The organism is Streptomyces sp. NPDC014801 (assembly GCF_043082085.1).
Lineage (GTDB): Bacteria > Actinomycetota > Actinomycetes > Streptomycetales > Streptomycetaceae > Streptomyces.
In genome coordinates this window covers 387,268-409,260 of record NZ_JBIBXG010000003.1, presented here as the reverse complement: position 1 = coordinate 409,260, position 21,993 = coordinate 387,268, and the positions used below count along the sequence as shown (strand labels likewise).

At 72.8% G+C, this 21,993-nt stretch carries 18 protein-coding genes; 7 read left to right on the top strand and 11 right to left on the bottom strand.

Going from position 1 to position 21,993, the window contains the following annotated elements:
• Positions 1-185 precede the first annotated feature (185 nt).
• Entirely contained in the window at positions 186-782 is a 597-nt protein-coding gene (gene idi, locus ACF1AL_RS08485) for an isopentenyl-diphosphate Delta-isomerase (RefSeq protein ID WP_366834788.1), read from the top strand.
• Between the two features lie 49 nt (positions 783-831).
• Here the strand turns inward: idi and ACF1AL_RS08480 are convergent, their stop codons facing one another.
• Positions 832-1,341 carry an ATP-binding protein gene (locus ACF1AL_RS08480; RefSeq protein ID WP_366835055.1) on the bottom strand — a complete coding sequence of 170 codons (510 nt, stop codon included), beginning with the start codon at positions 1,339-1,341 and terminating at the stop codon, positions 832-834.
• Between the two features lie 350 nt (positions 1,342-1,691).
• On the opposite strand from ACF1AL_RS08480, the gene ACF1AL_RS08475 reads away from it, so the two are divergent.
• Entirely contained in the window at positions 1,692-2,441 is a 750-nt protein-coding gene (locus tag ACF1AL_RS08475) for an enoyl-CoA hydratase/isomerase family protein (protein WP_391825625.1), read from the top strand.
• Here the strand turns inward: ACF1AL_RS08475 and ACF1AL_RS08470 are convergent.
• Together ACF1AL_RS08470 and ACF1AL_RS08465 are read right to left on the bottom strand one after the other, a co-directional pair.
• Positions 2,428-3,063 (bottom strand): DJ-1/PfpI family protein, encoded by a 636-nt coding sequence (locus tag ACF1AL_RS08470; protein WP_391780387.1) that lies wholly within the window; start codon positions 3,061-3,063, stop codon positions 2,428-2,430. The two genes, ACF1AL_RS08475 and ACF1AL_RS08470, sit on opposite strands and share 14 nt — an antisense overlap.
• An 11-nt stretch (positions 3,064-3,074) precedes the next feature.
• The gene (locus ACF1AL_RS08465; protein ID WP_391825624.1) at positions 3,075-4,034 is read right to left on the bottom strand and encodes a GlxA family transcriptional regulator; all 960 of its coding nucleotides are present in this window, start codon (positions 4,032-4,034) and stop codon (positions 3,075-3,077) included.
• A gap of 274 nt (positions 4,035-4,308) precedes the next feature.
• Between ACF1AL_RS08465 and ACF1AL_RS08460 the strand changes: the two genes are divergently transcribed.
• From ACF1AL_RS08460 to ACF1AL_RS08450, 3 genes are all read left to right on the top strand, one after another.
• Entirely contained in the window at positions 4,309-4,440 is a 132-nt protein-coding gene (locus tag ACF1AL_RS08460; RefSeq protein WP_366834784.1) for an LPFR motif small protein, read from the top strand.
• Between the two features lie 167 nt (positions 4,441-4,607).
• Positions 4,608-6,977: a Tex family protein gene (locus ACF1AL_RS08455; protein ID WP_391825623.1), complete on the top strand. Its 2,370-nt coding sequence runs from the start codon at positions 4,608-4,610 to the stop codon at positions 6,975-6,977.
• A 70-nt stretch (positions 6,978-7,047) separates the two neighbouring features.
• Positions 7,048-7,620: a putative glycolipid-binding domain-containing protein gene (locus tag ACF1AL_RS08450; RefSeq protein ID WP_366834782.1), complete on the top strand. Its 573-nt coding sequence runs from the start codon at positions 7,048-7,050 to the stop codon at positions 7,618-7,620.
• Between the two features lie 6 nt (positions 7,621-7,626).
• Here ACF1AL_RS08450 and ACF1AL_RS08445 read toward each other — a convergent pair whose 3' ends face one another.
• The 3 genes from ACF1AL_RS08445 to ACF1AL_RS08435 form a co-directional block, all read right to left on the bottom strand.
• Positions 7,627-9,264 (bottom strand): ABC-F family ATP-binding cassette domain-containing protein, encoded by a 1,638-nt coding sequence (locus tag ACF1AL_RS08445; RefSeq protein WP_391658252.1) that lies wholly within the window; start codon positions 9,262-9,264, stop codon positions 7,627-7,629.
• An 81-nt stretch (positions 9,265-9,345) separates the two neighbouring features.
• The gene (locus ACF1AL_RS08440) at positions 9,346-10,353 is read right to left on the bottom strand and encodes an oxidoreductase (RefSeq protein WP_391825622.1); all 1,008 of its coding nucleotides are present in this window, start codon (positions 10,351-10,353) and stop codon (positions 9,346-9,348) included.
• A gap of 144 nt (positions 10,354-10,497) precedes the next feature.
• On the bottom strand, positions 10,498-12,441 hold the full coding sequence (locus tag ACF1AL_RS08435; protein ID WP_391825621.1) for a Xaa-Pro dipeptidyl-peptidase: 1,944 nt from the start codon (positions 12,439-12,441) through the stop codon (positions 10,498-10,500).
• Positions 12,442-12,629: 188 nt separating this feature from the next.
• Between ACF1AL_RS08435 and ACF1AL_RS08430 the strand changes: the two genes are divergently transcribed.
• The gene (locus tag ACF1AL_RS08430; protein ID WP_391825620.1) at positions 12,630-14,126 is read left to right on the top strand and encodes a M1 family metallopeptidase; all 1,497 of its coding nucleotides are present in this window, start codon (positions 12,630-12,632) and stop codon (positions 14,124-14,126) included.
• Positions 14,127-14,277: 151 nt separating this feature from the next.
• Here ACF1AL_RS08430 and ACF1AL_RS08425 read toward each other — a convergent pair whose 3' ends face one another.
• Both ACF1AL_RS08425 and ACF1AL_RS08420 read right to left on the bottom strand, forming a co-directional pair.
• A complete protein-coding gene (locus ACF1AL_RS08425) occupies positions 14,278-14,754 on the bottom strand; it encodes a macro domain-containing protein (protein WP_391780393.1) in 477 nt (158 codons plus the stop codon).
• A 42-nt stretch (positions 14,755-14,796) separates the two neighbouring features.
• Positions 14,797-16,263 (bottom strand): amino acid permease, encoded by a 1,467-nt coding sequence (locus ACF1AL_RS08420; RefSeq protein ID WP_391780394.1) that lies wholly within the window; start codon positions 16,261-16,263, stop codon positions 14,797-14,799.
• 249 nt (positions 16,264-16,512) lie between these two features.
• On the opposite strand from ACF1AL_RS08420, the gene ACF1AL_RS08415 reads away from it, so the two are divergent.
• Positions 16,513-17,211: a MerR family transcriptional regulator gene (locus tag ACF1AL_RS08415; protein ID WP_366834774.1), complete on the top strand. Its 699-nt coding sequence runs from the start codon at positions 16,513-16,515 to the stop codon at positions 17,209-17,211.
• A 45-nt stretch (positions 17,212-17,256) separates the two neighbouring features.
• Here the strand turns inward: ACF1AL_RS08415 and ACF1AL_RS08410 are convergent, their stop codons facing one another.
• The 3 genes from ACF1AL_RS08410 to ACF1AL_RS08400 are packed head-to-tail and all read right to left on the bottom strand — an operon-like array spanning position 17,257 to position 21,926.
• Positions 17,257-19,455, bottom strand: coding sequence for a 3-hydroxyacyl-CoA dehydrogenase NAD-binding domain-containing protein (locus ACF1AL_RS08410; RefSeq protein ID WP_391825619.1), 2,199 nt, complete (start codon positions 19,453-19,455; stop codon positions 17,257-17,259).
• 51 nt (positions 19,456-19,506) lie between these two features.
• A complete protein-coding gene (locus ACF1AL_RS08405; RefSeq protein WP_391825618.1) occupies positions 19,507-20,721 on the bottom strand; it encodes an acetyl-CoA C-acetyltransferase in 1,215 nt (404 codons plus the stop codon).
• The gene (locus tag ACF1AL_RS08400; RefSeq protein WP_391825617.1) at positions 20,718-21,926 is read right to left on the bottom strand and encodes a CaiB/BaiF CoA transferase family protein; all 1,209 of its coding nucleotides are present in this window, start codon (positions 21,924-21,926) and stop codon (positions 20,718-20,720) included. Before ACF1AL_RS08400 ends, ACF1AL_RS08405 begins: the two co-directional genes overlap by 4 nt.
• Between the last annotated feature and the right edge of the window lie 67 nt (positions 21,927-21,993).

Sequence of the window (21,993 nt, the reverse complement as noted above, 5' to 3'; positions counted from 1 at the left end):
ACCCGGAAAGGACGGTTCCACGGCCGTCGCCCCGGGCAACATCAACCACCGGGCCCCCTTCCGGTGACCGGGCGGACACGGCCGCGGTCCGCGTCGGCGCGCGGGACATGCGGGCGTGCCGCAAGCGCCGGGAGTGCCCGATACGTACGGCAGACTGGGGCCGTAGGACGATGCGAAGGACGGTTATGCCGATCACACCTGCCACCGCGACGCACACCTCGGCGTCGAACGGCACCGCGGACGCGATTTTGCTGGAGCTGGTCGACGAGAACGGCGTGACGATCGGCACCGAGGAGAAGCTCGCCGCCCACCAGCCTCCGGGGCGGCTGCACCGGGCGTTCTCGGTGTTCCTCTTCGACGACCGCGGCCGGCTGCTGCTGCAGCAGCGGGCGCTCGGCAAGTACCACTCCCCCGGTGTCTGGTCGAACACCTGCTGCGGCCACCCCTACCCCGGCGAGGCGCCCTTCGCCGCCGCGGCCCGGCGCACGTACGAGGAGCTGGGGGTGTCGCCGTCGCTGATGGCCGAGGCCGGCACGGTGCGCTACAACCACCCGGACCCGGCCTCGGGCCTGGTGGAGCAGGAGTACAACCACCTGTTCGTCGGGCTGGTGCAGGCCCCGCTGCGGCCGGACCCCGAGGAGGTCGGCGCGACGGCCTTCGTGACCGCCGCCGAGCTGGCCGAGCGGCACGCGAAGGACACGTTCTCGGCCTGGTTCATGACGGTGCTCGACGCGGCGCGCCCGGCGGTCCGGGAACTGACGGGTCACTCCGCCGGCTGGTGATCGGCGCCCCGGTCCGGCCGGCGATCGCCACCGGACCGGTCGAGGAACGTTACGGCACGCGCGCGGGCGTGAACGGCAGGGCGGCCCAGATCACCTTGCCGCCGCTCGCGGTGTGCTCGACGTCGCACACCCCGCCCGCCTCGCGGGTGATCTCGCGGACGAGCAGCAGCCCCCGGCCGCCGAGCTGCCCGTGGTCGGCCTCCAGTGCGGTGGGGCGGTAAGGGTGGTTGTCCTCCACGGACACCCGCACCCACTCGGCGCCGACGGCGACCTCGACGGCCAGCATCGGCGACAGCAACGCCGCGTGCCGGACGGCGTTGGTCACCAGCTCCGAGACGATCAGCAGCAGCCCCTGCAGCAGGTCCGCGGAGACCGGGACGCCCTGCCGGTACAGCAGGTCGCGCACGGCGTGCCGGGCCTGGGGCACGGAGGCGTCGGCGGCGGGGGCGGTGAACCGCCACACGCCCTCGTACGGCAGCGGGTCCCGTCTGACGGGTCCGGCGGGGGTGTCGGTGCTGCCCGCTGGGCGTGGGCCGGTCCCGCGCCCGTGATCGTCCATCGTCCGGTCGCCACCCTTGCGCTCGATTGTCACCACACGTCGAGTGTTGAGAACGCGTCCCTCCGCCCCGCACACCTGACCAGAAGTCAGCGCATATCGAGCGTTTGTGACCGTTGGCGTATGACACGGTCAGATGTGGGACTGCTCATGTCCCGCTCCTGCCGCCTTCCGGAACTCTTCGGGTTGTACGGGTTTGCCGGGACCGTCGTCCGCTCCTGCCGCCGGCACCGCCGCGCGTGCCACCGGACGCCCCCACGCGCCCGCTGTGCGCCGCCTCACCCCGGCCTCGTGGGCGGTCTCACCTCCCTCCCCCGGCCCGCCGCCCGAGCGGCGTGGATAGCATCCGGCGCATGGAGCCCGAGCTGCTGCACAGCGTCACCGACGCCGTCGCCACCGTCGTCATCCGCCATCCGGCCAAGCGCAACGCCATGACGGCGGAGATGTGGCGGGCGCTGCCGCCGCTGCTTCGGACGCTGGCCGCCGACGCGCGGGTGCGGGTGATGGTGCTGACCGGCGACGGCGGAACCTTCTGCGCGGGCGCCGACATCTCCACGCTCCAGGGCTCCCCCGAGGAGGCCCAGCGTCTCGCCGTGCTCGCCGAGGAGGCGCTCGCCGCCTTCCCCAAGCCGACGCTGGCCGCGGTGCGGGGCCACTGCGTGGGCGGCGGCGCCCAGCTCGCGGCCGCCTGCGATCTGCGCTTCGCCGAACAGGGCGCGCTGTTCGGGGTGACGCCCGCGAAGCTCGGCATCGTCTACCCGGCCTCCGCCACCCGGCGGCTGGCCGCGCTGGTCGGCCCTGCCACCACCAAGTACCTGCTGTTCTCGGGCGAGTTGATCGACGCCGAGCGGGCGTTGCGCACCGGGTTCGTCGACGAGCTGCTGCCCGAGGGCGAACTGGACAAGCGGGTCGCGGAGTTCACCCGCGTCCTGGCCTCCCGTTCCCAGCTGACGCAGGCCGCGGCCAAGGAGTTCGCCAACGGCCTCACCGACCGCGAGGCGCACTGGGCGCGGCAGGCCCGCGGCAACGCCGACACCACGGAGGGCGTCACCGCGTTCCTGGAACGCCGGCCCCCGCGCTTCACCTGGACTACGTCAGGCTGAACCGGCTGTTGGTGCGGAACTCCTCGACGAGGTGCGCCGGCGCCTTCTCGGGCGCCCCCGCGTCGTAGGGCGGCTGGGGATCGTACTCGGTCAGCAGCTGCACGGCCTGGGCGTGCTCGTCGCCGGCGATCCGGCCGACCAGGGCGAGCGCCATGTCGATGCCGGAGGAGACGCCGGCGGCGGTGACGTACTTGCCGTCGAAGACCACCCGCTGCCCCGTGGGCTCGGCGCCGTACTGGCGCAGCAGGTCCAGCGCCACCCAGTGGCTCGTCGCCCGGCGGCCGCGCAGCAGGCCCGCCGCGCCCAGCAGCAGCGACCCGGAGCACACCGAGGTCGTCCAGGTGCTGGTGGCGTCCGCGGTGCGCAGCCACTGCGTCAGGGTCTCGTTCTCCGCCTGCTCGAACGTGCCCGGGCCGCCCGCGACCACCACGATGTCGGGGCGCGGCAGCTCCCGCAGGGCCTGGTCGGCGGTCACGGCGAGGAATCCGGTGTCGGCGCGCACGGGTCCCGGCTGTTCGGCGACGAAGGAGACCCGCGCGTCCGGCAGGCGGCTGAGGATCTCGTAGGGGCCGACGGCGTCGAGGGCCGTGAAGCGGTCGTAGACGACGATGGCGATCTGCATGGTGGTCCCTTTCAGTGGACGGTCGCGGGGCGGAACCGGCGGCGGTACTCCGCCGGCGGGGTGCCGAGCGCCTTGACGAAGGCCCGGCGCATGGCCTCCGGGGTGCCGTAGCCGCTGGCGCGGGCGATCTCCTCCACGCCGTCGCCGGTGTCCTCGAGCAGCCGGCGGGCGTGTTCGAGGCGGACCCGGTCGACGTACCGGCCGGGGGTCATGCCCGTCTCGGCGCGGAAGGCGCGGGTGAAGTGACGGGGCGACAGCCGGGCGCGGGCGGCGAGCGCCTCGACGCCGAGGTCGCCCTCGGGGTGTTCGGTGATCCACTGCTGGACCTCGCGCAGCGGCTCGCGCGCCGCGGTCTGAGCGGCGAGCTGGGCGCTGAACTGGGCCTGGTTGCCCGGCCGGCGCAGGAACACCACCAGGTGGCGGGCGATGGCAAGGGCGGTGTCGCGGCCGAGGTCCTCCTCCACGAGCGCGAGGGAGAGGTCGATGCCGGAGGTGACCCCGGCGGAGGTGTGCACCGGTCCGTCGCGCACGTAGATCGGGTCCGGGTCGACCCGGACGGCCGGGTGGTCGCGGGCGAGCTTGTCGCAGTAGGCCCAGTGCGTGGTGGCCCGGCGGCCGTCCAGCAGGCCGGCCCGGGCGAGCAGGATCGCGCCGGTGCACACCGACACCAGCCGCCCGGCGCGCGGACCGTGGTGCCGCAGCCAGTCGACCAGGCGGGGGTCGGGATCCCGGGTGCCCCGGCCGCCCGGGACGAGAAGGGTGTGCGGATCGGCCACGCCCGCCAGCGCCTCGTCCGGGATGAGGAGCAGGCCGCTGGAGCTGCGCACCGGGGCGCCGTCCAGGGACGCCGTCCGCAGGCGGTAGGTGCCCGGGGTGTGCTGCTCGGCACCCGCGAAGACCTCCAGGGGGCCGGTGACGTCGAGGCTCTGGACGCCGTCGAAGAGCAGGAAGAGAACGGTTCGCTGCGCCATGACAGCGATTCTTCGCGGGGCGGGTCATGGCGGCAATGACGAGTACCCCACCTTTCCTGCCATGGCGTATCCCCTGCCGGTTGTGCCATGGCCTACCCCCTGCCGGCCGGCGCGGGAGCCGATACCGAGGTCGGCAAGGTGCGGGCACGACCACCGCCGTCCTCGCTCACGCCCCGGACCGGCATGGGTGTGCGGCCCCGCGGTACTCGTTCCGCTGCGCCCGGCCGCCCGGCCGGGCGGCACATCGGACGAACGAGAGCGGAGGGGACGTTCCGTGTTGCGTGCGATCGCTGACGTACTGCGGCAGACCGGCTCGGCGGTGGCCACGGTGGTGACGCTGCCGTTCCGGGCCGTTGCCCGGCTGTTCGGCGGGGCCTCGGGAACCGCGCGGGGGCACGGGGCCTGAGGGCCCGGGCGTCTTTCCCGCCGGTCCGGGGCCCGCGAGCCCGTGAGCCCGCCGCCGCGCGCCGTCGCCGACGCGGCCGCGGCGCCGGGCACGCCCTGCTGCCCCTTTGTCGGTGCCGCCTGCCACAATTGCCGCGCAACCCGAAGTGGAGAAGGCGGTACGGGATCGTGACCACACCCCTCGTAGGGTCCATCGAAGGCAGGATCGCCGAGGAGCTCGGCGTACGGGAGCGGCAGGTGAAGGCCGCCGTGGAGCTGCTCGACGGCGGTTCGACGGTGCCCTTCATCGCCCGCTACCGCAAGGAAGCGACCGAGATGCTCGACGACGCGCAGCTGCGCACGATCGAGGAGCGGCTGCGCTATCTGCGGGAGCTGGAGGAGCGTCGCACGGCGATCCTGGAGTCGGTGCGCGAGCAGGGCAAGCTCACCGAGGAGCTGGAGGCGCGGATCCGCGGCGCCGAGACCAAGGCGCGGCTGGAGGACATCTACCTGCCCTACAAGCCCAAGCGCCGCACCAAGGCGCAGATCGCGCGCGAGGCCGGGCTGGAGCCGCTGGCCGAGGGCCTGCTGGGCGACCCGTCCGTCGACCCGTCGGCGGCCGCCGCGGCCTTCGTCGACGCGGACAAGGGCGTCGCCGACCCGCAGGCCGCATTGGACGGCGCCCGCGCGATCCTCACCGAGTGGTTCTCCGAGGACGCCGACCTGATCGGCGAGCTGCGCGAGCGCATGTGGGTGCGGGGCCGGCTGGTCGCGAAGGTGCGGGAGGGCAAGGAGGAGGCGGGCGCGAAGTTCGCCGACTACTTCGACTTCGCCGAGCCGTTCACCGAGCTGCCCTCGCACCGCGTCCTCGCGATGCTGCGCGGCGAGAAGGAGGAGGTCCTCGACCTCGTCCTGGAGCCGGAGGAGCCCACCGACGGCCCGTCGTCGTACGAGGGCATCGTGGCCGCGAAGTTCGGGATCGCCGACCGCGGCCGTCCCGCCGACAAGTGGCTGAAGGACACGGTCCGCTGGGCCTGGCGCACCCGGATCCTCGTCCACCTCGGCATCGACCTGCGCCTCAGGCTGCGCACGGCCGCCGAGGACGAGGCGGTGGGCGTGTTCGCCGCCAACCTGCGGGACCTGCTGCTGGCCGCCCCCGCGGGCACGCGCGCGACGCTCGGCCTGGACCCCGGTTTCCGCACCGGCGTCAAGGTCGCCGTGGTCGACGCCACCGGCAAGGTCGTCGCCACCGACGTCATCCACCCGCACGTCCCGGCGAACCGGTGGGACGAGGCCATCGCCAAGCTGGCCCGGCTGGCGAAGGAGCACGCGGTCGAGCTGATCGCCATCGGCAACGGCACCGCCTCCCGTGAGACCGACAAGCTCGCCGGTGAACTCATCGCCAAGCACCCGGAGCTGAACCTCACCAAGGTGATGGTGTCGGAGGCCGGCGCGTCGGTGTACTCGGCGTCGGCGTTCGCCTCGCAGGAGCTGCCCGACATGGACGTGTCGCTGCGCGGCGCGGTGTCCATCGCGCGCCGGCTGCAGGACCCGCTGGCCGAACTGGTCAAGATCGACCCGAAGTCGATCGGTGTCGGCCAGTACCAGCACGACCTGTCCGAGGTGAAGCTGTCCCGTTCGCTGGACGCGGTGGTCGAGGACTGTGTGAACGGCGTCGGCGTCGACGTGAACACCGCGTCCGCGCCCCTGCTGGCCCGCGTCTCCGGCATCACCTCCGGGCTCGCCGAGAACATCGTCGCGTACCGCGACGCCAACGGTCCCTTCACCTCCCGCGCGGAGCTGAAGAAGGTGCCGCGGCTCGGCCCCAAGGCGTACGAGCAGTGCGCGGGCTTCCTGCGCATCCGCGGCGGCAGCGACCCGCTGGACGCCTCCAGCGTGCACCCGGAGTCCTACCCGGTGGTGCGGCGGATGGTGAAGACCACCGGGCAGGAGGTCGCCTCCCTGATCGGCAACACCTCGGTGCTGCGCTCGCTCAGGCCGCAGGACTTCGTCGACGAGACCTTCGGCCTGCCGACCGTCACCGACATCCTCAAGGAGCTGGAGAAGCCCGGGCGGGACCCGCGGCCCGCCTTCAAGACGGCCACCTTCAAGGAGGGCGTGGAGAAGATCTCCGACCTGAGCTCCGGGATGATCCTGGAGGGCGTCGTCACCAACGTGGCCGCCTTCGGGGCGTTCGTCGACGTCGGTGTCCACCAGGACGGTCTGGTGCACGTCTCCGCGATGTCGAAGACGTTCGTCAAGGATCCGCGCGACGTCGTCAAGCCCGGCGACATCGTGAAGGTGAAGGTCCTCGACGTCGACATCCCGCGCAAGCGGATCTCGCTGACGCTGCGGCTGGACGACGAGGCGGCCCCGCAGGAGAAGGCCGCCTCCCCCGGCGGCGGCCGGCAGCGCGGCGGGCGCCCGCCGCAGCAGCGCCAGGGCCGCGGCGGCGGGAACGGCGGCGGCGGCCGTCAGGCCCCAGCCCCGGCCAACAGCGCCATGGCCGACGCCCTGCGCCGCGCGGGCCTGCTGGGCGAGGGCAAGGGCCGCCGCTAGGACATACGACGGGCGCGCCCGGTTCCGGTTCCGCAGGGGGCGGGGCCGGGCGCGCTCGTACAGTGGCCGTATGACCACTTCCCGTGTGCTCACCTGGGACGTGCCGGCGAGCGGGGGCTGCGAGACCGCGTGGATCGAGCGCGGCGAGGACGTCCTGCACGCCCGGGGCCGTGCGGTCGGCACGACGCCCGAGCCGTACTGGATCTCCTACGAGCTCGACACCTCCGACGGCTTCGTCACGACCCGGCTGCGGGTGACCGCCGAGACCGCCGCCCGCACCCGCACGCTGGAGCTGCGGCACGACGGCCGGGGCGGCTGGAGCGCCGACGGGGAAGAGCTGCCCCAGCTGACCGGCGCCCTCGACTGCGACCTCGGGCTCAGCCCGCTCACCAACACCATGCCGGTGCTGCGGCACGCGCTGCACCGGGCGGAGGGCGAGCAGGAGTTCCTCATGGCCTGGGTGTCGGTGCCGGGCCTGGTGGTCCGGCCGTCCCGGCAGACCTACACCCATCTCGCCCGCCTGTCGGGCGGCGGCGGCCGGGTGCGCTACTCCTCCGGTTCCTTCCGGAGCGACCTGGAGATCGACGCGGACGGGTTCGTCGTCCACTATCCGCAACTGGCGACGCGCATCGCCGCGCAGTGAGGGGTTCTAGCGTTCCGTCACCTTGCCGTCGGCGACCTCCAGGCGGCGGGTGACGTGGACCGCGTCCAGCATGCGGCGGTCGTGGGTGACCAGCAGCAGCGTGCCCTCGTAGGCGTCGAGGGCGGACTCCAGTTGCTCGATGGCCGGCAGGTCGAGGTGGTTGGTCGGCTCGTCCAGGACGAGGAGGTTGACGCCGCGGCCCTGCAGCAGCGCCAGCGCCGCCCGGGTGCGCTCGCCCGGTGAGAGCGTGGCCGCCGGGCGCAGCACGTGGCCGGCCTTGAGGCCGAACTTGGCGAGCAGGGTGCGCACGTCGGCCGGTTCGGTGTCGGGCACCGCCGCGTGGAACGCGTCCAGCAGGGTCTCGGACCCGTGGAACAGCCGCCGCGCCTGGTCGACCTCGCCGACCAGCACGCCCGAGCCGAGCGCCGCGTGCCCGGCGTCCAGTGGGATCCGGCCCAGCAGCGCGCCGAGGAGGGTGGACTTGCCCGCGCCGTTCGCGCCGGTCACCGCCACCCGGTCCGCCCAGTCGATCTGCAGGGAGACGGGGCCGAAGGTGAAGTCGCCGCGCCGGATCTCGGCGTCCCGCAGGCTCGCCACGACCGCGCCGGAGCGCGGGGCGGCAGCGATCTCCATGCGCAGTTCCCACTCCTTGCGCGGCTCCTCGACGACGTCCAGGCGCTCGATCAGCCGCTGCGTCTGCCGGGCCTTCGCGGCCTGCTTCTCGCTGGCCTCGCTGCGGAACTTGCGGCCGATCTTGTCGTTGTCGCCCGCCTTGCGCCGGGCGTTCTTGACACCCTTGTCCATCCAGGCGCGCTGGGTACGGGCCCGGTCCTCCAGCGCGGCCTTCTTGTCGGCGTACTCCTCGTAGTCGTCGCGGGCGTGCCGGCGGGCCACCTCGCGCTCCTCCAGGTAGGCGTCGTAGCCGCCGCCGTAGAGGTTGATCCGCCCTTGGGCGAGGTCGAGTTCGAGGACCTTGGTGACCGTGCGGGTGAGGAACTCCCGGTCGTGGCTGACGACGACCGTGCCGGCGCGCAGTCCGCTCACGAAGCGTTCCAGCCGCTCCAGGCCGTCCAGGTCGAGGTCGTTGGTGGGCTCGTCGAGGAGGAAGACGTCGTAGCGGGACAGCAGCAGCGAGGCGAGGGAGGCGCGGGCCGCCTGGCCCCCGGACAGGGACGTCATCGGCTGGTCCAGGCCGACGGCGAGGCCGAGGGAGTCGGCGACCTCCTCGGCGCGCTCGTCGAGGTCGGCTCCGCCGAGGCCGAGCCAGCGCTCCAGGCTCGCCGCGTACGCGTCGTCCGCGCCGGGCACCTCGTCGACCAGGCCCTGCGTGGCCTCGTCCATGGCGCGCTGGGCGGCGGCCACGCCGGTGCGGCGGGCCAGGAACTCCCGCACGGTCTCCCCCGGCCGGCGCTCCGGTTCCTGCGGCAGATGGCCGACGGTGGCCGTGGGCGGGGAGAGCCGCAGTTCGCCCTCCTCGGGCGGCAGGAGCCCCGCGAGCAGCTTCAGCAGGGTGGACTTGCCCGCGCCGTTGGCACCGACCAGACCGATCACGTCGCCGGGCGCGACGACGAGGTCGAGCCCGGAGAACAGCGAGCGGTCGCCGTGCCCGGCGGCGAGGTTCTTGGCGACGAGGGTGGCAGTCATCAGGGCGCCGATCCTAACGGCAGGCTCTGCCGTCGGGAGACGGGCGGAGGCCTGCGGCGGCTTCCCGTGCTTGCGCGCCGGTCAGCGCACCGGTTCCACGAGGACGCCGCCCGCCGTGCGCGCCACCAGGTACGCCTCGCCCCGCACCGCCTTGGCCTCCAGCGGGACGCGGTGGCTGCCGGGCGGGAGGATGCCGTCGAAGACCTCGTGGGCGTGGGTGCGGGAGAGCCGGTCCAGGCGGTACGCGGTGAGCCGCACCCGGCAGGGTGAGGTGACCTCGACGCCCGCCTCGGCCCGGGTGGCGGTCAGCCGGGTCAGGCGGCGCTGCTCCAGGGGGCTGCGGTCCAGGGCGTGTTCGACCTGCGCGACGAGCAGCGGCACGATCGGCGCGAGCGCGTCGAGGCAGGCGACCGGCACCCCGGCGTCCGCGAAGGCCCGGCGCACGCCGGCGCGTTCGGCTTCGCCCGTGCCCCGGCCGAAGACGACGGCGCCGTAGCCGCGCAGTTCCTCGGCGGGCACGCCGTCCGCGTCGTGCGCGATGTCGGCGCCGATGCCGATGGTGCGCAGGGCGGCGGCGAGCCTGGCGAGCAGGGCGACGCGCGCCCCGATGAGCAGCACCCGGCGGCGGCGCGCCTGAGGCAGCGCGGACAGGGCCGCGCGGTACTCGGCGCCACGGAAGCGGAACGGCCCTATCCCGTGGTAGCCGTCGCGTTCCAGGTCGACGTCGTCGCGGGTCTGCCAGGCGAAGTCCCGCCAGACGAAGTCCTCGCCGTCCCGTTCGACGACCGCGGTGACCGCCCCGCAGGCCAGGTCGGCGCACTCGGGGCAGCCGTAGAGGACGTACCGCCCGCCGGGCAGGGGCGCGTCGGCCTCCCGCAGCAGTCCGCGGACCTGCTCGGCGAGGATGGCGGGCGGCACGTCGGAGGCGAGCGGGGAGACGGCGTCCAGGTCGGACAGCTCGAACAGCAGCGGGCGGCCGTCGACGACGAAGTCGAGGAAGTCCCGGTGCACCTGGAAGCCGCCGTCGGTGCGGACGGAGCCGGCACGGGTCGCCGGGGCCAGGCCGAAGGTCGCGTACGCGGCAGACATGCCGTGAGTATTCCCGCGCCGTCACCGATGTGTGCCCGGCGGGACACATTCCGTTACCGTCCGGGGCGCCGTGAGGCGACCGGGCCGGCGTGAGCGCCGGGCCCGGCCGCTTCTCCTCCTACGGGGCGGGAGCGGCCGCCTCTTCTACGGGATGCGGGAGGTGGGACGCGGCGTGTGCGCGGCCGCCGGAGCCGTCGGACGCGGGGCCGGGGCGGCCGCTCCCGCCGTGGCGCGGGCGAAGGCGGCGGGTCCGCCGGCCAGCGGCACCCGGGCGGAGGTCCGGGACAGGTCGAGGGTGAGGGTCGGCGTGGTGGACGGCGGATCGATGAGGTCCTTGTCCGTGCCGGCCACGATCAGCGCGAGGCGGTGGCCCCGCGGGACGACGTGGTCGGTGGCCGCCAGATCGACGGTGAGGGTGTACGGCCGGCCGGGGGTCAGCGGCCCGCCCTTGCCGGCGTGCGCGGAGGTGCCGAGGTCCGCCCAGCCCCGGCTGACCACGGTGAAGCCGACGTCGGTGGTCTTCGCCCGCGTCGTCAGGAAGCAGGCGCTGTCGCCGGCGCTGCTCGCACCCCAGCAGGTGCGGTCGGTGAGGGTGGTGATGCCCTCGCCCGCGTCGCCGTAGTCGCGGATGGTGGCGGGGCCGACGTCGACGAGCACGGCCGACAGATGGGCCGTGGCCGTGGTGGGGGTCGCCGTGACGGTCACCTGCGCGGAGCCGGACAGGCGCAGGTCGCGGGTGAGCGGCACGGTGGTGAAGCCGGCCTTGTCCGGGGTCGGCTGGTCGAGGTGCGCGGCCCAGTCGGTCTCGCCGTGCGCCGGGTCGTCGGTGAAGGTCGCGGTGCCGCCGGCCCGGCGCAGGCCGAGGGTGCCGGTGCCGGGCCGGTCACCGGGGGCGGGGCGCAGGACGGTGGCCCGGGTGTCGCGCGGCGGCCACACGGGCGACGTGACCCACTGGTCGGGGCCGCGCTCGATGTCGGCCATCGGTTCGCGGTCGATGCCGTTGTCGTAGCCGAGGAGTTCGTGGTCGAACCAGCGGTGCAGGGTGTCCACCCAGGCGCCGCGGCGGAAGTCGAAGGGGTCGACGTGGCCGGTCTGGGAGAGCCAGATCTTGCGGTGGACGCCGTTCTTCGCGAGCGCGTCCCACCACTGGCCGAGGTGCTTGGTGCGCACGTTGAGGTCCTGCATGCCGTGCACCAGGAAGACGCTCGCGCGGACCTTCTTCGCGTCCTTGACGTAGTCGCGTGCGGTCCACAGCGGGGTCCAGTCGCCGCTGCGGGGCGCGCCGTCGACGAGTTGCCGCTGGACGGCGGCGCAGCGGGCGCGGGCGTCGGGGCTGTCGACGTAGTCGGAGAGCCACTCGGGGCCGGAGTCGTACAGCGGGGCGCCCTGCTGGAAGTAGTAGTCGTACCAGGAGGAGATGGCGCTGATCGGGACGACGGTCTTCAGGCCCTTGACGCCGGTGGCGGCGACGCCGTTGGCGATGGTGCCGTCCCAGCTCTTGCCGATCATGCCGGTGCGGCCGTTCGTCCAGCCGGCCTCGACGGTGGTGGTGCCGGTGCGGGAGGTGTACGCCCTGGCGCGGCCGTTCAGCCAGTCGACGACGGCCTTGGCGGACAGGACGTCGGAGCGGCCGCCGACGTCGACGCAGCCGTCGGAGCGGTTGGTGCCGGCCAGGTCGACGCCGACGAAGGCGTAGCCGCGCGGGACGAAGTAGTTGTCGTAGAACAGCGGCATCCCCACGACGTGGCCGTGCGTGTCGTAGGTCTTCTTCTGGCTCTCGTTGCCGCGTCCGCAGCAGGAGTAGTAGGGGCTGGCGTCCATGATGACGGGCACCTTGCGGCCGTGGGCGGCCGGCTCGCGGGGGCGGACGATGTCGGCGGCGACGCGGTCGGTGCGGCCGTCGCCGTCGCCGTCGTATCCGGTGTCCACCCAGACGGCTTCGCGGATGGCGTGCTCGTACGAGTAGACGGGCCGGCTCTCGCGCGGGGTGCCGTGCGCGGCGGCCGGGGTGAGGAGAGCGGCCGCCAGGGCGGCGACCGCGGCGGTCACCAGCGTTCTCCAGGTCGTGAAGCGCGTGGGTTTGGGCATGCGCGGACGCTACAACGGTCAACTCCCGCGCAGAAGACGGCACACGGGGGTCGGTGAGGTGCGTGGGCGTGCTTCGGTCATGACGGCTGAATGGCGATCGTGTGACAGCAGGGGCCATGGACATGACCGGGGGCCGAGGGACTCAATAGGCTCGAACGAACTTCGGTCCCCTACGACTTGGAGCTTTCGTGCACCGCAGAATCATCGCGCCGGGCGCACTGGCCGCCGCCTCCGTCCTGCTGGCGATCCCGGCATCGGCGGCGAGCTTCACCCCCGGCGCCCCGGGCATCGGCGACCCCTATTACCCGGCCTACGGCAACGGCGGATACGACGTCTCCCACTACGACCTGAGGCTGAAGTACCAGCCGGCCACCGACGAGCTGGAGGGCACGGCGACGATCCTGGCGCGCACCACGCAGGACCTGTCGCGGTTCGACCTGGACTTCCTGCTGGACGTGAGCGAGGTCCGCGTCAACGGCGTCAAGGCAGCCTTCACCACGTCCGGTGAGCACGAGCTCGTCGTCACGCCGAGGACGCCGCTGCCCAAGGGGACGGCCGTCACTGTCGTCGTGCGCTACACCGGGGTGCCGTCGTCGAAGAAGGCGTACGGCTTCACCAGCTGGCACCGCACACCGGACGGCGGCATCGCGGCGAACGAGCCCGAGGCCGCCTGGTGGTGGTTCCCCAGCAACGACCACCCGCTGGACAAGGCCACCTACGACGTGTCGGTGCTGGTGCCGGACGGGACGCAGGCGCTGTCCAACGGCACGCTGCAGTCGACGAGTTCCAAGCTCGGCTGGACCCGCTGGAACTGGCGGCAGAACAAGCCGCAGGCGACCTATCTGGCCACGCTGGCGCTCGGGAAGTTCGACATCACGACGTCCACCTCCGAGGGCGGCGTGCCGGTGGTCAACGCCTACAGCAAGGACCTCGGCGACAACGACGGGGCGGCGCGGGCGAGCGTGGAGCGCACCGGGGAGCTCGTCGACTGGCTCAGCGGCTATTTCGGGCCGTACCCGTTCTCCTCGGCGGGCGGCTATGTGCCCAACACGACGACGGGTTACGCGCTGGAGACGCAGACCCGCGTGTACTACAGCCCGCGGCAGTTCGCGAACGGCTCGAACACGTCGGTCGTCGTGCACGAGCTGGCCCACCAGTGGTGGGGCGACAGCGTGTCCCTCAAGAGCTGGAAGGACATCTGGATCAACGAGGGCTTCGCGCGGTACGCGCAGTGGCTGTGGTCGGAGCACGAGGGCGAGGGCACGGCGCAGGAGCTGGCGGACTACGTGTACGCCTCGCACCCGGCCGACGATCCGTTCTGGACGGTGAAGCCGGGCGACCCCGGGCCGGACAACCAGTTCGACATCGCCGTCTACGACCGGGGCGCGCTGGCCATCCAGGCGCTGCGCAACGCGATCGGTGACGACGCGTTCTTCGCGATCCTCAAGGGCTGGCCGCAGCGGCACGCCTACGGCAACGCCTCGGTCGCCGACTTCCAGCGCTACGCCGAACAGGTGTCCGACAAGCCGCTCGCGGCGCTCTTCGACACCTGGCTGTACGAGCCGGTGAAGCCGGCCACCCCGGCGGCCCGCACGGCGAAGGCGACCCCGCGCACGGTGGCGTCCCCGGCCCAGCCGAAGTCCTGGAAGAAGATCGCGGCAACGAACGAGATCCACGGCCACTGATCCCGGCGCCGGGCCGGGGCGGCGCGACCGCACCGGCCCGGAAGCCCGGCCGGTGCGGCAGGCCCGGACAGCCCGGCAGGCCCGGCAGGCCCGGCAGGCCCGGCAGGTGCGAACGTTCGGCCGGCCGGGCTGCCGCGGGTCCGCGGGTCCGTCAGTCGTGGTCGTAGACCGTCACGGGGACGCCCCGCCGCACCAGCCGCTCGGTGATCAGCGGCTCTATGCGGGACCACCGGCCGCCGGCCAGGCCGCAGCCGATGCGGGGCATGTGCACGGAGGCGCCGAACTCGAGGGCCTTGTCCGCCAGCCGGGCCAGTGCGGCGTCGATCGCCTCGTAGCGGACCGGGACGCCGTTGCTGCCGGTGCGTATGCCGCGCTGGCCGATCATGTTGGCCACCCAGACGTACGGCTCGACCTGGACGAACTGCGCGGCGCCGAGGGCGAAGTCGTTCGCCGCGCGGTCGCGGTGCCAGGCGCGGTAGGCCTTCTCGGGCTCCGGCCAGCGACGCGACAGCGCCAGGACGAAGCCCTTCCCCCAGCCCCCGAGGTCGTTGCAGACATGGGCGATCAGCTTGACGCCCTTGCCGAACGGCACGGTGGCGTCACCCCGGACATACGTGATCTCCGACATGACGCCACCGTAGGCGATGCCTCTGACAAGGGCGGTGAGCTGCTACTTCGTCAGGTCCGTCAGTTCGGATTCCGTGTTCTGGGCGACGCGGCGGCGCACGCCGTACCAGCCGGCGATCAGCATGAGCGCGATCACCGGGAGCAGCAGCAGGGTCTTGCGGCCGACCTCCGGGTCGTTCCACATCATGCCGAGGCAGGCCAGCAGGAACGCGACCGTGGCGATCTCCGTGACGGGGCTGCCGGGCAGGCGGAAGTGCGGCCGGGTGACCAGGCCGGCCTTCGCCCGGCGGACGAAGACCAGGTGGCAGACCATGATGATCACCCAGGTGCTGATGATGCCGAGGGAGGCGACGTTCAGCACGATCTCGAAGGCCTGGCTCGGCACCAGGTAGTTCAGGCCCACGCCGAGCACGCAGATCCCGCAGGTCAGCAGGATGCCGCCGTAGGGCACCTGGCTGCGGCTCATCACGCGGGTGAACTTCGGCGCGGAGCCGGCCATCGCCATGGAGCGCAGGATGCGGCCGGTGGAGTACAGGCCGGAGTTCAGCGAGGACATGGCCGCGGTGAGCACGACCAGGTTCATCACGTCGCCGGCGCCCTGCACGCCGATCTTCGACAGCACGGTGACGAAGGGGCTCTCGTCGGCGGAGTACACCGAGCCCGGCAGCAGCAGCGCCAGCAGGACGACGGAGCCGACGTAGAACAGGCCCACGCGCCACATGATGGAGTTCACCGCGCGGGGGACGACCTTCTCCGGCTCGGCGGTCTCGCCGGCGGCGACGCCGACCAGCTCCAGCGCGGCGTACGCGAAGATCACGCCCTGCATGACCAGGACCACCGGCATCACCCCGTGCGGGAAGATCCCGCCGTGGTCGGTGATCACGCTCATCCCGGGCGTCTGGCCGCCGACCTCGTGCTGCGTGGCCAGCAGGAAGATGCCGACCAGCATGAACGCGACCAGCGTGGCCACCTTCACGATCGAGAACCAGAACTCCATCTCGCCGAAGATCTTCACCGAGATGAGGTTGACGGTGAGGACCACGGCGAGCGCGATCAGCGCCAGCACCCACTGCGGGATGGGCGTGAACAGGCTCCAGTAGTGCGTGTACAGCGCGATCGCGGTGATGTCGGCGATACCGGTCGTCGACCAGTTCAGGAAGTACATCCAGCCGGCGACGTACGCGCCCTTCTCACCGAGGAACTCGCGCGCGTACGACACGAAGGATCCGGAGGAGGGGCGGTACAGGACCAGCTCGCCGAGCGCGCGGACCACGAAGAAGGCGAAGATTCCGCAGACCAGGTAGGCCAGCGCGAGCGCGGGGCCCGCGTTGTGGAGACGGCCGCCGGCGCCCAGGAAGAGGCCGGTGCCGATCGCGCCGCCGATCGCGATCATGTTGACGTGGCGGTGCTTGAGATCCTTGCTGTAACCGGCGTCGCCCGCGTCCGCGGGCGTTGCGGTCGCCGCGGGGTGGGCGGCGGCCTGTGCCGTGTGCACGGCGTCCTTGCTCACGGGTGGTTCCACTCTCTGGTGTGCCCGCGGGGGTTGCCCTCGGGACTCGTACGTGCCTTGGCCCGCACCACCCCCTCACGGCACAGACCAAGGCAGCAGTTTCCCAGAGAGATCACCTTTCATGCGATGGCCCACGTCACAGAGCGGTTCTTCTCACACGGGGTTCACCGGACGTCCACGGCGCGCGGATGACCGTCCACGTGGCAGAACGGGTGTCACAGCGCCGGTGAGACAGTGATACTGCTGCACATGACGACGACCGAGGAGCCGACCCTCACGATCGACGAGCTGGCCGCCCGCGCGGGCGTCTCCGTGCGCACGGTCCGTTTCTACGGCACCAAGGGTCTGCTGCCGCCACCCGTCCTCGGCCCGCGCCGGGTGGGCCGCTACGGCGCCGGTCACCTGGCACGCCTCGCGCTGATCGAGGAGCTGCAGCGGCAGGGCATGACACTCGCGGCGATCGAACGCTACCTGCGGCAGCTGCCGGCCGATCTGAGCGCCCGGGACCTGGCGCTGCACCGCGCGGTGGTCGCCTCCTGGGCGCCGGAGACCGTGGAGTCGGTGAGCCGGGAGGAGCTGGAGCGGCGGGCGGGCCGTGCCCTGAGCGACGAGGAGGTGCGGCGGCTCACGTCGATGGGCGTCGTCACCGCGGAGGGCGACGGCCTGCGTGTGGACGCCGGTCTGCTGCGGCTCGGCGTGGAGCTGCTGGACGTACCGCTGTCGCAGGAGACCGTGCTGGCCGCGCGCACGGTGCTGATCGAGCACTCCCGCGCGGCGGCGCGGGAGCTGTCGGAACTGCTGCGGGCCGCGGTCGCCGACCGCGGCCCGCAGGACGTGAAGTCGCTGTCCGCCCATATGCACCCGCTGGTGGTGCAGGCCCTCCTCACGACCTTCCAGCGCTCGCTCAGGGAGGAGCTGCGGGAGTGGCTGGACGGCGCCGAGGAGTGACACGGCGACCCGTGGCTCCCCGGCGACCGTGCCCGGACGGGCGCCTCACCGTGCGTCGGTGAAGGTCTCCCCCTTCTCCGCCTTCTCCACCAGCAGGGCCGGCGGGGTGAAGCGCTCGCCGTAGCGCTCGGCGAGCTCACGCGCGCGTGCCACGAAGCCGGGCAGCCCGACACCTGCCCCGGCGCCGCCGTCGTAGCCGTTGATGTACTGCAGCACGCCGCCCGTCCAGCCGGGGAAGCCGATGCCGAGGATCGAGCCGATGTTGGCATCCGCGACCGAGGTCAGCACGCCCTCCTGAAGCAGCCGGACGGTGTCCAGCGCCTCGGAGAACAGCATGCGCTCCTGCATGTCCCGGAAGGGGATCTCCTGTCCCTGCCGCGTGAAGTGCTCGCGCAGGCCCGGCCACAGCCGCAGCCGCTTGCCGTTCTCGTCGTACTCGTAGAAGCCGGCGCCGCCGCTGCGGCCGGGGCGGCCGAACTCGTCGACCATGCGGTCGATGACGGCCTCGGCCGGGTGCGCCGTCCAGGTGCCGCCGGACTCCTCCACCGCCCGCTTCGTCTCGTTGCGGATCTTCCGCGGCAGGGTCAGCGTCAGGTCGTCCATCAGGGACAGCACCTTGGCCGGGTAGCCGGCCTGGGCCGCCGCCTGCTCGACGGAGGCGGGCTCGATGCCCTCGCCGACCATGGCCACGCCCTCGTTGATGAAGTGGCCGATGACCCGGGAGGTGAAGAAGCCGCGCGAGTCGTTGACGACGATCGGCGTCTTGTTGATCTGCCGTACCAGGTCGAAGGCGCGGGCGAGGGCCTCGTCGCCGGTGCGCTCGCCCTTGATGATCTCCACCAGGGGCATCTTGTCGACGGGCGAGAAGAAGTGCAGACCGATGAAGTCGGCCTGCCGCTCCACGCCCTCGGCGAGGGTGGTGATGGGCAGCGTGGAGGTGTTGGAGCACAGCAGCGCGTCCGGCGCGACGACGGACTCGATCTCCTGGAACACCTTGTGCTTGAGCGCGGTGTCCTCGAACACGGCCTCGATGACCGCGTCGCACCCCGCGAGGTCGGCGACGTCGGCGGTGGGCGTGATGCGGGCGAGCAGCGCGTCCGCCTTCTCCTGCGTCGTACGGCCCTTGGCGACGGCCTTGGCGCACAGCTTCTCGGAGTAGCCCTTGCCCTTGACGGCGGCTTCCAGGGCGACGTCCTTCAGGACGACGTCGATGCCGGCGCGGGCGCAGGAGTAGGCGATGCCGGCGCCCATCATGCCGGCGCCGAGGACGGCCACCTTGCGGACCTGGCGGCGCTCGATGCCCTGCGGGCGGTTGGCGCCGGAGTTGACGGCCTGCAGGTCGAAGAAGAACGCCTGGATCATGTTCTTCGAGGTCTGCCCGGCGGCCAGCTCCACGAAGTAGCGGGCCTCGATGACCTGGGCGGTCTCGAAGTCCACCTGGGCGCCCTCGACGGCGGCGGCGAGGATGTTGCGCGGGGCCGGGTAGGGGGCGCCGCCTGTCTGCTTGCGCAGGGTGGCGGGGAAGGCGGGCAGGTTGGCGGCGAACTTCGGGTTCGCCGGGGTGCCGCCGGGGATCCGGTAGCCGGGGCGGTCCCAGGGCTGCTGCGACTCGGGGTGGGCGTCGATGAAGGCGCGGGCCCGCGCGATCAGCTCCTCGCGGGTGTCGACGACCTCGTCCACCAGGCCGTTGTCCAGGGCGCGGCGCGGGTTGTACTGGGTGCCCTGGAGGAGGACCTTCAGCAGGGCGTCGGTGATGCCGAGCAGCCGGACGGTGCGCACCACGCCGCCGCCTCCGGGCAGCAGGCCCAGGGTGACCTCCGGGCAGCCGATCTTGGAGCCGGGGGCGTCCAGGGCGACACGGTGGTGGCAGGCGAGCGCGATCTCGTAGCCGCCGCCGAGGGCCGCGCCGTTGATCGCGGCGACGACGGGCTTGCCGAGGGTCTCGATGCGGCGCAGGTTGCGCTTGATGGCCATGCCGCCGTCGAAGAGGTCCTGCGCGGTCTCGGGGGTGACGCGGATGAGGTCGCGCAGGTCGCCGCCGGCGAAGAAGGTCTTCTTGGCGGAGGTGACGATGACGCCGCGGATCGTGTCCTTCTCGGCCTCCAGGCGGTCGGCGACCGCGGCGAGCGAGTCGCGGAAGGCCTGGTTCATGGTGTTGGCCGACTGGTTCGGGTCGTCGAGGACGAGGGTGACGACGCCGGTGTCGTCCTGTTCCCAGCGGATGGTGGTGGGCTCAGTGCTCATGGAAGCTGCTCCGTGATGGTCCATGATGGCCGTGGTGATCCGTTGGGAAGGTCAGACGCGCTCGACGATCGTGGCGATGCCCATGCCGCCGCCGACGCACAGGGTGGCGAGGCCGTAGCGCTTGTCCTGGCGCTCCAGTTCGTCGACGAGGGTGCCGAGGATCATGGCGCCGGTCGCGCCGAGCGGGTGGCCCAGCGCGATGGCGCCGCCGTTGACGTTGACCTTGTCCAGGGACAGGCCCATGTCCTTCACGAAGCGCAGCACGACCGCCGCGAACGCCTCGTTGATCTCGACGAGGTCGATGTCGTCGATGGTGAGGCCGGCCTTGGCGAGCGCCTTGCGGGTGGCCGGGGCGGGGCCGGTGAGCATGATGGTGGGCTCGGAGCCGGACACGGCGGCGGAGACGATGCGGGCGCGCGGGGTGAGGCCGTGGCGCTCGCCGACCTCCTTCGAGCCGATGGCGACCAGGGAGGCGCCGTCGACGATGCCGGAGGAGTTGCCGGCGTGGTGGACGTGGTCGATCTTCTCCACCCAGTGGTACTTCTGCAGCGCGACCGCGTCGAAGCCGCCGAGTTCGCCGATGTCCGCGAAGGACGGCTTGAGCTTGGCGAGGGAGTCGGCGGTGGTGCCGGGGCGCAGGTGCTCGTCGTGGTCGAGGACGACGAGGCCGCTGCGGTCCCTCACGGGCACGACGGAGCGCTCGAAGCGGCCCTCCTTCCAGGCGGTGGCCGCGCGCTCCTGGGACAGGGCCGCGTACTCGTCGACGTCGCGGCGGGTGAAGCCCTCGATGGTGGCGATGAGGTCCGCGCCGATGCCCTGCGGCACGAAGTTGGTGGCGAGGTTGGTCATCGGGTCGTTGAACCAGGCGCCGCCGTCGGAGGCCATCGGCACCCGGGACATCGACTCCACGCCGCCCGCGAGGACCAGGTCCTCCCAGCCGGAACGGACCTTGGCCGCGGCCAGGTTGACGGCCTCCAGGCCGGAGGCACAGAAGCGGTTCTCCTGGACGCCGGCGACCGTGTCGGGCAGGCCGGCGGCGATCGCGGCGATCCGCGCGATGTCGGAGCCCTGGTCGCCGACCGGGCCGACCACGCCGAGCACGATGTCGTCGACCGCCGCGGGGTCCAGGCCCGGGAAACGGGCGCGGATCTCGTGGATGAGGCCGACGACCAGGTCGACGGGCTTCGTGCCGTGCAGGGAGCCGTTGACCTTGCCGCGTCCGCGCGGGGTGCGGATCGCGTCGTACACGTACGCTTCGGTGCTCACGAGGAGGCCTTTCGCTGAGGGTGGGAGGACGGCTGGGGGTCGGTGGACGGCGGCCGCAGCAGTTCGGGTACGTCCCAGTCGCGGGCCACGTCGTCGGTGTCGGCGCCGGGCTGTGCGGGGCCGCTGCGGATCGTGGCCGGGGTGGCGGAGAAGCGGGGCGCGGGGGCCGGCTGGGTGATGCCGCCGTGGTCGGCGAAAGTGCCGCGGGCGGCCAGGTGGGGGTGGTGCGGGGCCTCGCCGAGCGAGAGGACGGGCGCCACGCAGGCGTCGGAGCCCTCGAACAGGGCCGTCCACTCGTCCCGGGTGCGGGCCTTGAAGCGAGTGGCGACCGCCTCGCGCAGCTCGCCCCAGCGGGCGACGTCGTGCCGGTCCGGGAGCTCGCCGTCGATGCCGAGCAGGTCCACGAACGTGTCGTAGAACTGCGGCTCGAGCGCGCCCACGGCCATGTGGCGACCGTCGGCGGTCTCGTAGGTGCCGTAGAAGGGGCAGCCGCCGTCGAGGAGGTTGGCGCCGCGCCGGTCCTGCCAACCGCCGGCCGCGAGCATGCCGTGGATCATCGCGGACAGGTGGGCGGTGCCGTCGACGATGGCGGCGTCGACGACCTGGCCGGTGCCGCTCACGCGCGCGTGGTGCAGCGCGGCGAGGACGCCGACGACCAGGTAGAGGGAGCCGCCGGCGTAGTCGCCGAGCAGGTTGGCCGGGGGCGGGGGCGGCTGGTCGGGGGCGCCGATCATGCCGAGGGTGCCGGTGAGGGCGATGTAGGCGATGTCGTGGCCGGCCCGGTGGGCGAGCGGGCCCTCCTGGCCCCAGCCGGTCATCCGGCCGTAGACCAGGCGGGGGTTGCGGGCGTGGCAGGCGTCCGGGCCGACGCCGAGGCGTTCGGCGACGCCGGGGCGGTAGCCCTCGACGAGGATGTCGGCGCGGGCGGCCAGGGCGAGGACGCGGTCCGGGCCGTCGGCGGCCTTGAGGTCGATCACCACCGAGCGCTTGTTGCGGTTGGTGACGTCGTAGGCCGGGTCGATGCCGAGGCCGGGGCCGCCGGGGCGGTCGACGCGGACCACGTCGGCGCCCAGGTCGGCCAGGAGCATGGCGGCGAACGGGCCGGGGCCGATGCCGGCCAGCTCCACCACGCGCACGCCGGTCAGCGGCCCGTGCCCAGGCGTCGTCGGCGGCCCGTGCCGAGGCGTCGTCCCTGCCGTGGCCATCCAGCCCCCTCGCTGTGACACTACTGATGTAACACCAGTGATGCTAAGAACGGGTTCCACCGGGCAC

Excerpts from the sequence above, each read along its gene's own strand:
- ACF1AL_RS08435 (WP_391825621.1), bottom strand. The coding sequence starts at position 12,441 with ATGCCCAAACCCACGCGCTTCACGACCTGGAGAACGCTGGTGACCGCC.
- ACF1AL_RS08425 (WP_391780393.1), bottom strand. The coding sequence starts at position 14,754 with ATGTCGGAGATCACGTATGTCCGGGGTGACGCCACCGTGCCGTTCGGC.
- ACF1AL_RS08450 (WP_366834782.1), top strand. The coding sequence starts at position 7,048 with ATGACCACTTCCCGTGTGCTCACCTGGGACGTGCCGGCGAGCGGGGGC.
- ACF1AL_RS08400 (WP_391825617.1), bottom strand. The coding sequence starts at position 21,926 with ATGGCCACGGCAGGGACGACGCCTCGGCACGGGCCGCCGACGACGCCT.
- ACF1AL_RS08480 (WP_366835055.1), bottom strand. The coding sequence starts at position 1,341 with ATGGACGATCACGGGCGCGGGACCGGCCCACGCCCAGCGGGCAGCACC.
- ACF1AL_RS08415 (WP_366834774.1), top strand. The coding sequence starts at position 16,513 with ATGACGACGACCGAGGAGCCGACCCTCACGATCGACGAGCTGGCCGCC.
- idi (WP_366834788.1), top strand. The coding sequence starts at position 186 with ATGCCGATCACACCTGCCACCGCGACGCACACCTCGGCGTCGAACGGC.
- ACF1AL_RS08440 (WP_391825622.1), bottom strand. The coding sequence starts at position 10,353 with ATGTCTGCCGCGTACGCGACCTTCGGCCTGGCCCCGGCGACCCGTGCC.
- ACF1AL_RS08475 (WP_391825625.1), top strand. The coding sequence starts at position 1,692 with ATGGAGCCCGAGCTGCTGCACAGCGTCACCGACGCCGTCGCCACCGTC.
- ACF1AL_RS08470 (WP_391780387.1), bottom strand. The coding sequence starts at position 3,063 with ATGCAGATCGCCATCGTCGTCTACGACCGCTTCACGGCCCTCGACGCC.
- ACF1AL_RS08410 (WP_391825619.1), bottom strand. The coding sequence starts at position 19,455 with ATGAGCACTGAGCCCACCACCATCCGCTGGGAACAGGACGACACCGGC.
- ACF1AL_RS08465 (WP_391825624.1), bottom strand. The coding sequence starts at position 4,034 with ATGGCGCAGCGAACCGTTCTCTTCCTGCTCTTCGACGGCGTCCAGAGC.
- ACF1AL_RS08445 (WP_391658252.1), bottom strand. The coding sequence starts at position 9,264 with ATGACTGCCACCCTCGTCGCCAAGAACCTCGCCGCCGGGCACGGCGAC.